This window comes from Enterobacter sp. 148H3, assembly GCF_034107425.1.
GTDB classification, from domain to species: domain Bacteria; phylum Pseudomonadota; class Gammaproteobacteria; order Enterobacterales; family Enterobacteriaceae; genus Enterobacter; species Enterobacter vonholyi.
Map to the genome: position 1 here is coordinate 194,555 of NZ_JAWNEI010000002.1, position 13,685 is coordinate 208,239.

The 13,685-nt window shown below is 57.2% G+C and carries 12 protein-coding genes; 10 read left to right on the forward strand and 2 right to left on the reverse strand.

Translation table 11 applies throughout. The features are described 5' to 3' along the window. Positions 1-84 precede the first annotated feature (84 nt). From USH94_RS03185 to USH94_RS03220, 8 genes are all read left to right on the forward strand, one after another. A complete protein-coding gene (locus USH94_RS03185) occupies positions 85-663 on the forward strand; it encodes a YecA family protein (RefSeq protein ID WP_029739212.1) in 579 nt (192 codons plus the stop codon). Between the two features lie 31 nt (positions 664-694). Next, positions 695-2,008 (forward strand): Xaa-Pro aminopeptidase, encoded by a 1,314-nt coding sequence (gene pepP / locus USH94_RS03190; RefSeq protein WP_111963342.1) that lies wholly within the window; start codon positions 695-697, stop codon positions 2,006-2,008. Next, a complete protein-coding gene (gene ubiH, locus USH94_RS03195) occupies positions 2,005-3,183 on the forward strand; it encodes a 2-octaprenyl-6-methoxyphenyl hydroxylase (RefSeq protein ID WP_111963211.1) in 1,179 nt (392 codons plus the stop codon). The genes pepP and ubiH overlap by 4 nt, the downstream gene beginning before the upstream one ends. Positions 3,184-3,195: 12 nt before the next feature. Continuing rightward, the gene (gene ubiI, locus USH94_RS03200) at positions 3,196-4,398 is read left to right on the forward strand and encodes an FAD-dependent 2-octaprenylphenol hydroxylase (protein WP_111963210.1); all 1,203 of its coding nucleotides are present in this window, start codon (positions 3,196-3,198) and stop codon (positions 4,396-4,398) included. 397 nt (positions 4,399-4,795) lie between these two features. Beyond that, positions 4,796-5,890 (forward strand): glycine cleavage system aminomethyltransferase GcvT, encoded by a 1,095-nt coding sequence (gene gcvT, locus USH94_RS03205; RefSeq protein WP_111963341.1) that lies wholly within the window; start codon positions 4,796-4,798, stop codon positions 5,888-5,890. Between the two features lie 23 nt (positions 5,891-5,913). Then, the gene (gene gcvH / locus USH94_RS03210) at positions 5,914-6,303 is read left to right on the forward strand and encodes a glycine cleavage system protein GcvH (RefSeq protein WP_111963209.1); all 390 of its coding nucleotides are present in this window, start codon (positions 5,914-5,916) and stop codon (positions 6,301-6,303) included. A gap of 126 nt (positions 6,304-6,429) precedes the next feature. Continuing rightward, on the forward strand, positions 6,430-9,303 hold the full coding sequence (gene gcvP, locus USH94_RS03215) for an aminomethyl-transferring glycine dehydrogenase (protein ID WP_111963208.1): 2,874 nt from the start codon (positions 6,430-6,432) through the stop codon (positions 9,301-9,303). 70 nt (positions 9,304-9,373) lie between these two features. After that, positions 9,374-10,117, forward strand: a complete 744-nt coding sequence (locus USH94_RS03220) for an SDR family oxidoreductase (protein ID WP_111963207.1) — start codon at positions 9,374-9,376, stop codon at positions 10,115-10,117. Positions 10,118-10,178: 61 nt separating this feature from the next. On the opposite strand, the gene bglA is transcribed toward USH94_RS03220, so the two are convergent. Both bglA and USH94_RS03230 read right to left on the reverse strand, forming a co-directional pair. Next, on the reverse strand, positions 10,179-11,612 hold the full coding sequence (gene bglA / locus USH94_RS03225) for a 6-phospho-beta-glucosidase BglA (RefSeq protein ID WP_111963206.1): 1,434 nt from the start codon (positions 11,610-11,612) through the stop codon (positions 10,179-10,181). A 116-nt stretch (positions 11,613-11,728) separates the two neighbouring features. Then, positions 11,729-12,460 (reverse strand): MurR/RpiR family transcriptional regulator, encoded by a 732-nt coding sequence (locus tag USH94_RS03230; protein ID WP_032660101.1) that lies wholly within the window; start codon positions 12,458-12,460, stop codon positions 11,729-11,731. Positions 12,461-12,511: 51 nt separating this feature from the next. Between USH94_RS03230 and yqfB the strand changes: the two genes are divergently transcribed. Together yqfB and trhA are read left to right on the forward strand one after the other, a co-directional pair. Beyond that, on the forward strand, positions 12,512-12,823 hold the full coding sequence (gene yqfB, locus USH94_RS03235; protein ID WP_111963205.1) for a N(4)-acetylcytidine aminohydrolase: 312 nt from the start codon (positions 12,512-12,514) through the stop codon (positions 12,821-12,823). A 165-nt stretch (positions 12,824-12,988) separates the two neighbouring features. Next, entirely contained in the window at positions 12,989-13,648 is a 660-nt protein-coding gene (gene trhA, locus USH94_RS03240; RefSeq protein ID WP_111963204.1) for a PAQR family membrane homeostasis protein TrhA, read from the forward strand. The last annotated feature ends 37 nt before the right edge of the window (positions 13,649-13,685 follow it).

Here is a 13,685-nt window from a genome sequence, read left to right on the forward strand (position 1 = left end):
GAAGATACAAGCCCTTTTCTGGTATCACCAGGGTCCAAAGTGGTAGCATATCATGAAACTTCCCCCCAATGATGACGAATGCGCATGTCTATACAGAACGAAATGCCTGGTTACAAGGATTTAAACCAGTTACTGAACCAGCAGGGAGTCGGTTTAACCCCTGCCGAAATGCACGGTCTGATCAGTGGCATGCTGTGCGGCGGAAACAGCGACAGCTCCTGGCAGCCGCTGATCCACGACCTCACGAATGAAGGGCTGGCGTTTGGTCACGAGCTGGCGGAAGCGCTGCGTAAAATGCACGCCGCCACCAGCGATTCTCTGGAAGACGATGGCTTCCTTTTTCAGCTTTATCTGCCTGAAGGCGACGACGTTAGCGTGTTCGATCGCGCCGATGCGCTGGCCGGCTGGGTAAACCACTATCTGCTGGGGCTGGGCGTGACGCAGCCTAAACTGGATAAAGTGACCGGCGAAGCGGGTGAGGCGATCGACGATCTGCGTAATATCGCTCAGCTCGGCTACGATGAAGACGAAGACCAGGAAGAGCTGGAAATGTCTCTCGAAGAGATCATCGAGTACGTGCGCGTGGCGGCACTGCTGTGCCACGACAACTTTACGCGCTCACAGCCGACCGCGCCGGAAGTCCGCAAGCCAACCTTACATTAAGAAAAATAACGCACAGGAGGGTGTCATGGTTATCTCGAGTCAAGAGTATTCGCGCCGCCGTCAGGCGCTGCTGGCGAAAATGCAGCCGGGGAGCGCCGCGCTAATTTTTGCTGCGCCCGAAGTGACGCGCAGCGCCGACAGCGAATATCCCTATCGCCAGAGCAGCGATTTCTGGTACTTCACCGGCTTTAACGAGCCGGAAGCGGTGCTGGTGCTGATTAAGAGCAATGACACCCACAACCACAGCGTGATTTTCAACCGCGTACGAGACTTAACTGCTGAAATCTGGTTTGGCCGCCGCCTGGGGCAAGAGGCCGCACCGGCGAAGCTGGGCGTTGACCGCGCGCTGGCGTTTAGCGAAATCAACCAGCAGCTCTATCAGCTGCTTAACGGCCTCGACGTGCTCTATCACGCGCAGGGCGAATATGCGTACGCAGATGAGATTGTTTTCACCGCGCTGGATAAGCTGCGCAAAGGCTCGCGCCAGAACCTGTCCGCACCGGCCACGCTGACGGACTGGCGTCCGGTGGTGCATGAGATGCGCCTGTTCAAGTCTGAAGAGGAGCTTAACGTGATGCGCCGTGCGGGCGAAATCAGCGCCCTGGCGCACACCCGCGCGATGGAGAAATGCCGTCCCGGGATGTTCGAATACCAGCTGGAAGGCGAAATTCACCACGAATTTAACCGCCACGGCGCGCGCTATCCCTCTTACAATACCATTGTCGGCGGCGGGGAAAACGGCTGCATTCTGCACTACACCGAGAACGAAAGCGCGCTGCGCGACGGCGATCTGGTGCTGATTGACGCCGGTTGCGAATATCAGGGCTATGCGGGGGACATCACCCGTACCTTCCCGGTGAACGGTAAGTTCTCACCGGCACAGCGCGCCATTTACGACATTGTTCTCGAATCCCTTGATACGGCGCTCAGGCTGTATCGTCCCGGTACCTCCATGCAGGAAGTGACCGGCGAAGTGGTGCGCATCATGATTACCGGTCTGGTCAGGCTTGGGATCCTGAAAGGGGATGTAGACACCCTGATTGCTGAAAACGCGCATCGACCGTATTTCATGCACGGCCTGAGCCACTGGCTGGGGCTGGACGTGCATGACGTTGGCGCGTACGGCACCGACCGTTCGCGCGTGCTGGAGCCGGGCATGGTGTTAACCGTGGAGCCGGGCCTGTATATCGCGCCGGATGCCGACGTGCCTGAAGAGTACCGCGGGATTGGCATTCGTATTGAAGATGACATCGTGATTACCGAAACCGGTAACGAAAACCTGACCGCCAGCGTCGTGAAAAACGCTGACGATATCGAGGCGCTGATGGCAGCGGCGCGCGCATGAGCGTGATTATCGTTGGCGGCGGCATGACCGGGGCCACGCTGGCGCTGGCCATTTCGCATTTGACGCAGGGCCAGCTTCCGGTGCACCTGGTGGAAGCCGTTGCGCCAGAGGCGTCAAACCACCCCGGTTTTGATGCGCGCGCCATTGCGCTGGCGCAGGGCACCTGCCAGCAGCTTTCGCGCATTGGTATCTGGCAGGCGATAGCCGACCGCGCCACGGCGATCGGTACCGTGCACGTCAGCGATCGCGGACATGCAGGCTTTGTCACGCTGGACGCGCAGGATTACCGGATTGATGCCCTGGGTCAGGTCGTTGAGCTGCACGACGTCGGATTGCGACTGTTCCGCCTGCTCCAGGACGCGCCGGGCGTCACGCTGCATTGTCCGGCGCGCGTGGCCAGCGTGAGCCGTAGTGAGGCGTCGGTTAGCGTGACGCTGGAAAACGGCACCGTTCTTGAAGGCCAGCTTCTGGTCGCCGCGGACGGTTCGCGCTCGTCGCTCGGCAGCCAGTGTGGCGTGGAGTGGCGCCAGCAGCCTTACGGGCAGGTGGCGGTCATTGCGAACGTCTCTACCGCAGCTGAACACCACGGCAGGGCGTTTGAACGCTTTACGCAGCATGGTCCGCTGGCGATGCTGCCGATGTCGGACGGGCGCTGTTCCCTGGTGTGGTGTCATCCTCAGGATAAGGCGGAAGAGGTTAAGGGCTGGTCCGACGAACGTTTTTGTACCGAGCTGCAGAAAGCCTTTGGCTGGCGGCTGGGGCGTATTACCCATGCAGGCAAGCGGACGGTCTACCCGCTTTCGCTGACCACGGCGTCTCAGTCTGTCTCCCATCGTCTGGCGCTTGTCGGTAATGCCGCACAGACGCTTCACCCCATCGCGGGGCAAGGCTTTAACCTGGGCTTACGCGACGTCATGAGCCTGGCCGAATCACTGGCGCAGGCGTGGGGCGAGCAAAAAGACTGCGGGGCGTATTCGGTGCTGAGTCATTACCAGAAGCGCCGCCAGGCGGATAAAGAGGCCACCATCGGTGTGACCGATGGCCTGGTCCATCTTTTTGCCAATCGCTGGGCACCGCTGGTTGCGGGCCGCAACCTCGGGCTGATGGCGATGGAACTATTCATTCCGGCACGTGACGTGCTGGCGCAGCGGACCCTGGGTTGGGTCGCGCGTTAAGGAGTTATCATCGTGCAAAATGTTGATGTCGCCATCGTTGGCGGCGGAATGGTCGGACTGGCATTGGCCTGTGGATTACAGGGCAGCGGCCTGCGCGTGGCGGTGCTGGAGCAAAAGCAGCCCCAGCCCGTTGCGCCGGATGCGCCGCCGGAACTCCGCGTCTCGGCGATCAATGCGGCCAGCGAAAAGCTGCTGACTCACCTTGGCGTCTGGGCAGATATTGTGGCGCACCGTGCCAGCTGCTATCACGGCATGGAAGTGTGGGATAAGGACAGCTTTGGTCATATTGCTTTTGATGATGAAAGCATGGGCTATAGCCATCTGGGGCACATCGTTGAAAACGCGGTGATCCACCACGCGCTGTGGCAGAAAGCACAGCAGTGCAGCGACGTGACGCTGATTGCGCCTGCGCAGATCCAGCAGGTGGCATGGGGCGAAAACGAGGCGTTTATCACCCTGCAGAGCGGCGACATGCTGACCGCGCGTCTGGTGGTCGGTGCTGACGGTGCCAACTCCTGGCTGCGGAATAAAGCCGACATCCCGCTGACCTTCTGGGACTATCATCATCACGCGCTGGTCGCGACGATCCGTACCGAAGAGCCGCACGGCGGCGTGGCGCGCCAGATTTTCCACAACGACGGCATTCTGGCGTTCCTGCCGCTTAGCGACCCGCACCTGTGCTCGATTGTCTGGTCTCTGGTGCCGGAGAAAGCCCGGCAGATGCAGGAGGCGACGCCGGACGCCTTTAACCAGGCGCTGTGCGTGGCGTTTGATAACCGCCTTGGCCTGTGCACGCTTGAAAGCGAGCGTCAGGTATTCCCGTTAACCGGCCGCTACGCGCGTCAGTTTGCGGCGCACCGTCTGGCGCTGGTGGGGGATGCGGCGCATACCATTCATCCGCTGGCCGGACAGGGCGTTAACCTCGGCTTTATGGACGCGGCGGAGCTGGTTGAGGAGCTGCGTCGCCTGCATCGCGAAGGGAAAGATATTGGTCAGCATCTGTACCTGCGCCGCTACGAGCGCAGCCGCAAGCACAGCGCGGCGATGATGCTGGCTGGCATGCAGGGCTTCCGCGAACTGTTTGCCGGAGCGAATCCGGCGAAAAAACTGCTGCGCGATATTGGCCTCAAGCTTGCTGACACCCTTCCGGGCGTTAAGCCCCAACTCCTCCGTCAGGCGATGGGTCTTAACGACCTGCCGGACTGGCTGCGTTAATTTAGATCCCTGTCACACTTTCTTTTCCCGGCCTCTGCGCCGGGGAAATTCCCTCGTTTGAAATATTCTAATTTCACGTCATTTTTCGCATTAGATAATCTAATGTCGCATTTTTCTCGTTACGGAAATTCGGCCCGATTTTCCGCACGAAATATCACCATGTGCTAAATCCTGTTAGAGCATTGTTAATTTTGTGCGGGGTTAATCGCATTTTTCCAGTGAATAACTCTGTAGGATTTTTAGCGTTTTTTGGTCATAAGCTAATGTGATGACCCATTTTGCCTTATGGTTAACCGCCGGTTTCGGTGGTAAGTTCAGGTAAAAGAGAACGTTTGCGTCGGTGCCCGAACGCGGGGCCGATACCGGGTTTCACGGTGAATTTTTCAACGAGGACAAGATGGCTCAACAGACTCCTTTGTACGAACAACACGTGTTATGCGGCGCCCGCATGGTGGACTTCCATGGCTGGATGATGCCGCTGCACTACGGCTCGCAGATTGATGAGCACCACGCGGTGCGCACCGATGCCGGTATGTTCGACGTGTCCCACATGACGATTGTCGATCTGCGCGGTAGCCGCACCCGGGAGTTTTTGCGTTATCTTCTGGCAAACGACGTCGCCAAACTGAAGACGCCGGGTAAAGCGCTCTATACCGGCATGCTGAATGCCTCGGGCGGCGTGATTGATGACCTTATCGTTTATTACTTCACTGAAGATTTCTTCCGCCTCGTTGTAAACTCCGCCACCCGCGAAAAAGACCTCTCCTGGATCACCCAACACGCCGAACCTTATGCCATCGACATCACCGTCCGTGACGATCTGTCGCTGATCGCCGTGCAGGGGCCGAACGCGCAGGCGAAAGCCGCCTCTCTGTTTAACGACGAGCAGCGCAAAGCCACCGCTGGCATGAAGCCGTTCTTCGGCGTGCAGGCGGGCGATCTGTTTATCGCCACCACCGGCTACACCGGTGAAGCGGGCTATGAAATTGCGATGCCAAACGAGAAGGCCGCTGATTTCTGGCGTGCGCTGGTGGAAGCGGGCGTGAAGCCTGCGGGTCTGGGCGCGCGCGATACGCTGCGTCTGGAAGCAGGGATGAACCTCTACGGTCAGGAGATGGATGAAGGCGTCTCTCCGCTGGCCGCCAACATGGGCTGGACCATCGCCTGGGAACCGGCTGACCGTGACTTTATTGGCCGTGAAGCGCTGGAGATGCAGCGCGAGAAGGGTACTGAACAGCTGGTGGGTCTGGTGATGACCGAGAAGGGCGTGCTGCGCGGTGAACTGCCGGTGCGCTTTACCGATGCTGACGGCAATCCTCGCGAAGGCGTGATCACCAGCGGTACCTTCTCCCCGACGCTGGGCTACAGTATTGCACTGGCACGCGTGCCGGCGGGCATTGGCGAAACGGCGGTGGTGCAAATCCGCAACCGCGAAATGCTGGTCAACGTGACCAAACCGATTTTTGTTCGCGCCGGTAAGCCGGTCGCCTAATCATTTTTATCAGGAGAACTTCAATGAGCAATGTGCCAGCAGAACTGAAATACAGCAAAGAACACGAGTGGCTGCGCAAAGAGGCGGACGGCACTTACACCGTAGGGATCACCGAGCACGCGCAAGAGCTGCTGGGCGACATGGTGTTTGTTGACCTGCCTGACGTGGGCACGACCGTTAGCGCGGGCGACGACTGCGCCGTAGCAGAGTCCGTAAAAGCAGCATCTGACATCTATGCCCCTGTAAGCGGTGAGATTGTCGCCGTCAACGATGCGCTGAGCGATTCGCCGGAACTGGTCAACAGCGAGCCTTATGCAGGCGGCTGGATCTTCAAGATCAAAGCCAGCGACGAATCCCAGGTTGCCGCGCTGCTGGATGCGACCGCGTACGAAGCACTGTTAGAAGACGAGTAAGCCATTATCCCTCTCCCCTTTGCGGAGAGGGTAGGGTGAGGGGAACAGACGACACCCTCACCCCAGCCCTCTCCCTCAGGGAGAGGGAGAAAACACATTCACTGCACGTTTCAGGAACCATCGCTCATGACACAGACTTTAAGCCAGCTTGAAAACCGTGGCGCCTTCATCGAACGTCACATTGGGCCGGATGCTCAGCAACAGCAGGAGATGCTGAAGACAGTTGGCGCGGATTCATTAAACGCACTGATCGGCCAGATTGTGCCAAAAGACATCCAGCTTGCCACGCCGCCTCAGGTGGGGGAAGCCACCACGGAATTCGCCGCGCTGGCGGAGCTGAAGGCCATCGCAGGCCTGAACAAGCGCTATAAGTCTTACATTGGCATGGGCTATACCAACGTGCAGTTGCCGCCGGTGATCCTGCGCAACATGCTGGAAAACCCGGGCTGGTACACCGCTTACACCCCCTATCAGCCAGAAGTCTCCCAGGGCCGCCTGGAAGCACTGCTGAACTTCCAGCAGGTGACGCTGGACTTGACCGGCATGGATATCGCCTCCGCTTCTCTGCTGGATGAAGCGACCGCCGCCGCCGAAGCGATGGCGATGGCTAAGCGAGTGAGTAAGCTGAAAAATGCCAACCGCTTCTTCGTCGCGGCGGACGTGCATCCTCAGACGCTGGACGTGGTGCGTACCCGTGCGGAAACCTTCGGCTTTGACGTGATCGTCGATGACGCTGACAAAGTGCTGGATCATCAGGATGTCTTCGGCGTGCTGCTGCAGCAGGTGGGCACCACCGGTGAAGTTCACGACTACGGCGCGCTGATCGCCGAGCTGAAATCCCGCAAGGTGGTTGTTAGCGTTGCCGCCGATTTTATGGCGCTGGTGCTGCTGACGGCACCGGGCAAACAGGGCGCGGATATCGTCTTCGGCTCTGCGCAACGCTTCGGCGTACCGATGGGCTACGGCGGCCCGCACGCGGCGTTCTTCGGCGCGAAAGATGAATTCAAACGCTCCATGCCTGGCCGTATTATCGGCGTCTCCAAAGATGCTGCCGGTAATACCGCGCTGCGCATGGCGATGCAGACCCGCGAGCAGCATATCCGCCGCGAGAAAGCGAACTCCAACATTTGTACCTCGCAGGTTCTGCTGGCCAACATCGCCAGCCTGTACGCCGTGTTCCACGGCCCGGCAGGCCTGAAACGCATTGCCAGCCGCATTCACCGCCTGGCCGATATCCTGGCCTGCGGCCTGCAGCAAAAAGGTCTTAAGCTGCGCCATACCCACTACTTCGACACCCTGTGCGTGGACGTGGCGGACAAAGCGGCCGTGCTGGCCCGCGCGGACGCGGCAAAGATCAACCTGCGCAGCGACATCCACAACGCCGTCGGCATTACGCTCGATGAAAGCACCACCCGCGACGATATTCTGAACCTGTTCAGCGTGCTGCTGGGTGACGCGCACGGTCTGGACATTGATGCGCTCGACAAAGAGGTTGCGCTCGACAGCCGCTCCATTCAGGACAGCATGCTGCGTAACGACGCCATCCTGACGCATCCGGTCTTCAATCGCTACCACAGCGAAACCGAGATGATGCGTTACATGCACTCTCTGGAGCGCAAGGATCTGGCGCTGAACCAGGCGATGATCCCGCTGGGATCCTGCACCATGAAGCTAAATGCTGCAGCAGAGATGATCCCGATCACCTGGCCTGAATTCTCCGAGCTGCACCCGTTCTGCCCGCCGGAGCAGGCGGAAGGTTATCATATGATGATCAACCAGCTTTCCGACTGGCTGGTGAAGCTGACCGGTTATGACGCGCTCTGCATGCAGCCGAACTCCGGCGCGCAGGGTGAATATGCGGGCCTGCTGGCGATCCGTCACTATCACGAAAGCCGCAACGAAGGTCACCGCGATATCTGCCTGATCCCAAGCTCCGCCCACGGTACCAACCCGGCCTCTGCCCAGATGGCGGGTATGGAAGTGGTTGTGGTGGCGTGCGATAAGAACGGCAACATCGATCTGGTCGACCTGCGCGCGAAAGCCGAGCAGGCGGGCGACAAGCTCTCCTGCATCATGGTGACCTATCCGTCCACCCACGGCGTGTACGAAGAGACTATCCGTGAAGTGTGCGAAGTGGTGCACCAGTTCGGCGGTCAGGTTTATCTCGACGGCGCAAACATGAACGCTCAGGTGGGCATTACCTCTCCGGGCTTTATCGGCGCGGACGTGTCGCACCTGAACCTGCACAAAACCTTCTGCATCCCGCACGGCGGTGGCGGCCCGGGCATGGGGCCTATCGGCGTGAAAGCGCACCTGGCGCCGTTTGTGCCGGGCCACAGCGTGGTGCAGATTGAAGGCATGCTGACCCGTCAGGGCGCGGTTTCTGCGGCACCGTTCGGTAGCGCCTCTATCCTGCCAATCAGCTGGATGTACATTCGCATGATGGGCGCGGAAGGGCTGAAGCAGGCGAGCCAGGTGGCAATTCTGAACGCTAACTATATTGCGACTCGCCTGAAGTCCGCCTTCCCCGTGCTCTATACCGGCCGCGACGGCCGCGTGGCGCACGAGTGCATCCTCGATATTCGTCCGCTGAAAGAGCAGACCGGCATTAGCGAGCTGGATATCGCCAAGCGTCTGATCGACTACGGCTTCCACGCGCCAACCATGTCGTTCCCGGTTGCGGGTACGCTGATGGTTGAGCCAACGGAGTCTGAAAGCAAAGCAGAGCTGGACCGCTTTATCGACGCGATGCTGGCCATCCGCATGGAGATCGACCGCGTGCAGGACGGCGAGTGGACGCTGGAAGATAACCCGCTGGTCAACGCTCCGCACACCCAGCACGAGATGGTGGCTGAGTGGAACCACGGTTATTCCCGCGAGCTGGCGGTCTTCCCGGCAGGCGTGGCGAACAAATACTGGCCGACCGTGAAGCGTCTCGATGACGTTTACGGCGACCGTAACCTGTTCTGCTCCTGCGTACCGATGAGCGAATACCAGTAATCGCGCTGGTGCAGTAATCTAGGCCGGGTAAGGCGAAGGCGCCACCCGGCTTTTTTATTGGGAGAAGAGAATGGGCATTGCACTTGTGACCGGCGGCAGCCGGGGCATTGGGAAAGCCACCGCACTCCAGCTGGCACGCGAAGGCTACACCGTGGCGGTGAACTATCATCACAACATTAAAGCCGCGACGGACGTGATAAACCAGATCGTTGAAGCTGGCGGTAAAGCCTTTGCCGTCCGCGCAGATATCAGTGATGAAGCTCAGGTGCTGGCGATGTTTGACAGCATCGATCGTGAAGGCGAGCCGCTTACCGCGCTGGTCAATAATGCGGGAATTCTGTTTGAGCAATCCACCATCGAAAATCTCTCCGCCGAGCGCATTAACCGCGTCCTGGCGACCAACGTCACGGGCTACTTCCTCTGCTGCCGGGAAGCGGTAAAACGAATGTCCTTCAGGCATGGCGGCAAGGGTGGGGCGATAGTGAATGTCTCTTCTGCAGCGTCGCGTCTGGGCGCGCCGGGTGAATATGTGGATTATGCCGCGTCCAAGGGGGCGGTGGATTCGCTGACAACGGGTTTATCGCTGGAGGTAGCGGCGCAGGGCATTCGCGTCAACTGCGTCCGTCCGGGTCTGATCTATACCGATATCCATGCTTCCGGCGGAGAGCCGGGGCGAGTGGATCGCGTGAAATCGTTGCTGCCGATGCAGCGCGGCGGCCAGCCGGAAGAGGTCGCCCAGGCGATTGTCTGGCTGCTGAGCGAGAAGGCGTCGTACGTAACGGGGAGCTTTATTGAGCTGGCGGGTGGGAAGTAAACCCCTCACCCTAACCCTCTCCCCCAAGGGGAGAGGGGAACAAGCGTAACGGCGCCCGGCGTTAAAGTTTCTCGCCGTTGCTGGCAATCACGCCCTTATACCACTCGAAGCTTTTCTTGCGTGAACGCGACATGTCGCCCGTACCGTCGTCGTGTTTATTCACATAGATAAAACCGTAGCGTTTGCTGTACTGGCCGGTGGTGAACGACACGCAGTCGATACAGCCCCATGGCGTATAGCCCATCAGATCCACGCCATCGTGGGTAACGGCTTTGATCATCTCTTCCACGTGGGCACGCAGATAGTCGATACGATAGTCATCGTTGATGCTGCCGTCTTCTTCAACCTTGTCGTAGGCGCCGAACCCGTTTTCAACGATAAACAGCGGTTTCTGGTAACGCTCGTACAGTTCGCACAGGGAATAGCGTAACCCTACAGGGTCAATCTGCCAGCCCCAGTCGGAAGCCTTAACGTGCGGGTTCGGCACGCTGCCTTCGAAACCCGAAATGGCATCGCCGGTACCGCCTTCCGCTTTCACCGCGTTGGTCATGTAGTAGCTGAAGCCCAGGTAGTCGCAGGTGCCTTCACGCAGGATCTGCGAGTCACCCGCCTCCATTTTGATGGAGAACCCGCGGTGCTCCCACTCGTTCAGCACGTAGGACGGGTAGTAGCCACGCAGTTGAACGTCGGTAAAGACGTAGCGCTCGCGCATCGATTCCTGAGCGAACATAACGTCTTCCGGTTTGCAGGAGAATGGATAGAGCGCCACCATCGCCAGCATGCAGCCGACTTTCATCTCCGGGTTGATGTGGCGCGCGGCTTTCACTGCCAGGGCGCTGGCCACAAACTGGTGGTGAAGCACCTGGTACATGGTCTCTTCCGGATTTTCATGTTCGGTATAGACCACGCCCGAACAGCAGTAACCGAACAGCGGTGCACGCCAGTTACGCTGGTTATTGATTTCATTGAAGGTCATCCAGTATTTGACCTTGTTTTTGTAGCGCTCAAAGACCACTTCCGCGAAGCGCACAAAGAAATCGACCACTTTACGGTTGGTCCAGCTACCGTATTCCTGCACCAGATGCAGCGGCATTTCAAAGTGGGAGAGGGTGATCACCGGTTCGATGTTATATTTAAGCAGCTCATCGAACATGTCGTCGTAAAACTTCAGCCCCTCTTCGTTTGGCTGCGTTTCATCACCTTTCGGGAAGATGCGCGTCCAGGCAATAGAGGTACGGAAGCACTTGAAGCCCATCTCGGCAAATAGCTTGATGTCTTCTTTGTAGTGGCCGTGGAAGTCGATGGCCTCGTGGTTTGGGTAGTATTTACCCGGCACCACCTCCTGCGTGATTTCGCGCGGCACGCCGTGTGCGCCGCCGGTCAATACGTCGCAAATGCTTGGCCCTTTGCCGCCTTTGTTCCAGCCGCCTTCAACCTGATGAGCTGCAACCGCGCCACCCCATAAAAAATCTTTTGGTAAGGTCAATTTTTTCATCGCTGCTATTCTCAATAAATGACTTATTGGCATCGAGTCTAGCAAAGCGAAATTAAATGTCACGATATAACAATTTACGGTAAATGTGATTTGTCACATCAAAAAAACAGGGTGTTTTATTCTGTAAGTTTCTTCGCCAGCTTACGGCCGAGAGATTCCAGAATATAGATGACGGGAATTTGCGTGGTTATATCGTAGACGCCCGCAATTCGCGTCTGAGGAACATGCCAGGAGAGATTAAAGTCCGCTAGTTTTGCCAGGCGCGAGTGCTCGTGGCTGGTAATGGAGAGCACCTTACAGTGATGCAGGCTGAACTGGCTGGCGAAGCGCAGGATCTCCTCGGTCTCGCCCGAGACGGAGAGCACAATCGCAAGCGCATTTTTTGCCATGTCATTCGTGACCGGGAAATAAGGGTCATCAATATGGTTACTGAATTTCCCAATATTAGAAAAGAAACGTGCGCCATATTTTGCCAGCGAGCCTGATGTCCCGGCACCGACAAATATAATTCGCTCGGAAGATAAAATAATATCGACCGCCTTATCCAATAACGCGTCGAACTCTTCATTATTCACGCTTTTAAAAAAGCTGATTATTTCGCTGGCGCCGAAGTTCGCCTGCTGGGGCTCGTTCTGCTCAAGGTACAGCTTAAAGCGCACGCGGAATTCAGAATACCCTTCGCAGTTAAGCTTGCGGCAAAAGCGCAGGATAGTGGTGGTTGAGACGTCTGCCGCATCCGCCAGCTCGCGGATGGTCATGTACATCACTTTGTCACGATTTTTTATGACATAGTTGTAGACCATCATCTCCAGGTTATTGAGACTGGCAATGGCGGAATGGGAGAACATGCTCACAATGACTACACTCACTCATCAGACTTTTCTTCAGGGAATAATAACATGCAGCCAAACGACATCACTTTTTTTCAGCGCTTTCAGAACGACATTCTGGCCGGGCGTAAAACCATCACTATCCGGGATAAAAGTGAATCCCATTTCAAAACCGGCGATATCCTGCGGGTGGGACGTTATGAGGATGATGGTTATTTTTGCACCATCGAAGTAACGGGAACGTCAACCGTTACGTTCGCCACATTGACGCAAAAACATGCTGAACAGGAGAACATGACCCTGGATGAATTGAAAAGCGTGATCGCAGAGATCTACCCCAGGCAGAACCAGTTTTATGTGATTGATTTTAAATGTTTATAATTAAAATCGAAACGTGCGTTCGCTGAAATTAAAGTGTAACTGTCTGATTGTAATTTAGAAACGTTATGTTTAACTTTATTTTAGCTAACATGTGTTCACTGGAATCATTCTCAGTTAGCATAGTGATGCGATGAATAATCATCTTTTGTTTTCCCGGAGTTTTGTATGGTGAGTAGACCATTAATCGCACAGGGATATTCGCTGGCTGAGGAAGTAGCCAACAGCATCAGCCACGGCATTGGCCTGGTGTTTGGGATTGTCGGTTTAGTGTTATTGCTGGTGCAGGCGGTGGACGCTAATGCCAGCGCGATGGCCATTACGAGCTACAGCCTGTATGGCGGGAGTATGATCCTGCTGTTTCTGGCGTCGACGCTGTATCACGCGATCCCGCATCAGCGGGCCAAAATATGGCTCAAGAAATTTGACCACTGCGCTATCTATCTTCTTATTGCAGGCACCTACACGCCGTTTTTGCTGGTGGGGCTCAACTCGCCGCTGTCGCGTGGCCTGATGATTGTTATCTGGAGCCTGGCACTGTTGGGGATCCTGTTTAAGCTGACCATCGCGCACCGCTTTAAGGTGCTGTCGCTGGTCACCTATCTGACCATGGGTTGGCTGTCGCTGATTGTGGTGTATCAACTGGCGGTCAAACTGTCGATAGGGGGCGTGACGCTTCTGGCCTTAGGCGGCGTGGTATACTCGCTCGGCGTGATTTTCTACGTCTGCAAGCGCATTCCTTACAACCATGCCATCTGGCACGGCTTTGTGCTGGGCGGCAGCGTATGCCACTTTTTGGCGATCTATTTGTACGTAGGGCAGGCCTAGTTTTTTACGCCGTGCGGGCGGTTGCCCTCACCCCGGC

Excerpts from the sequence above, each read along its gene's own strand:
- USH94_RS03185 (WP_029739212.1), top strand. The coding sequence starts at position 85 with ATGTCTATACAGAACGAAATGCCTGGTTACAAGGATTTAAACCAGTTA.
- ubiH (WP_111963211.1), top strand. The coding sequence starts at position 2,005 with ATGAGCGTGATTATCGTTGGCGGCGGCATGACCGGGGCCACGCTGGCG.
- yqfB (WP_111963205.1), top strand. The coding sequence starts at position 12,512 with ATGCAGCCAAACGACATCACTTTTTTTCAGCGCTTTCAGAACGACATT.
- USH94_RS03230 (WP_032660101.1), bottom strand. The coding sequence starts at position 12,460 with ATGTTCTCCCATTCCGCCATTGCCAGTCTCAATAACCTGGAGATGATG.
- trhA (WP_111963204.1), top strand. The coding sequence starts at position 12,989 with ATGGTGAGTAGACCATTAATCGCACAGGGATATTCGCTGGCTGAGGAA.
- gcvH (WP_111963209.1), top strand. The coding sequence starts at position 5,914 with ATGAGCAATGTGCCAGCAGAACTGAAATACAGCAAAGAACACGAGTGG.
- gcvT (WP_111963341.1), top strand. The coding sequence starts at position 4,796 with ATGGCTCAACAGACTCCTTTGTACGAACAACACGTGTTATGCGGCGCC.
- USH94_RS03220 (WP_111963207.1), top strand. The coding sequence starts at position 9,374 with ATGGGCATTGCACTTGTGACCGGCGGCAGCCGGGGCATTGGGAAAGCC.
- bglA (WP_111963206.1), bottom strand. The coding sequence starts at position 11,612 with ATGAAAAAATTGACCTTACCAAAAGATTTTTTATGGGGTGGCGCGGTT.
- gcvP (WP_111963208.1), top strand. The coding sequence starts at position 6,430 with ATGACACAGACTTTAAGCCAGCTTGAAAACCGTGGCGCCTTCATCGAA.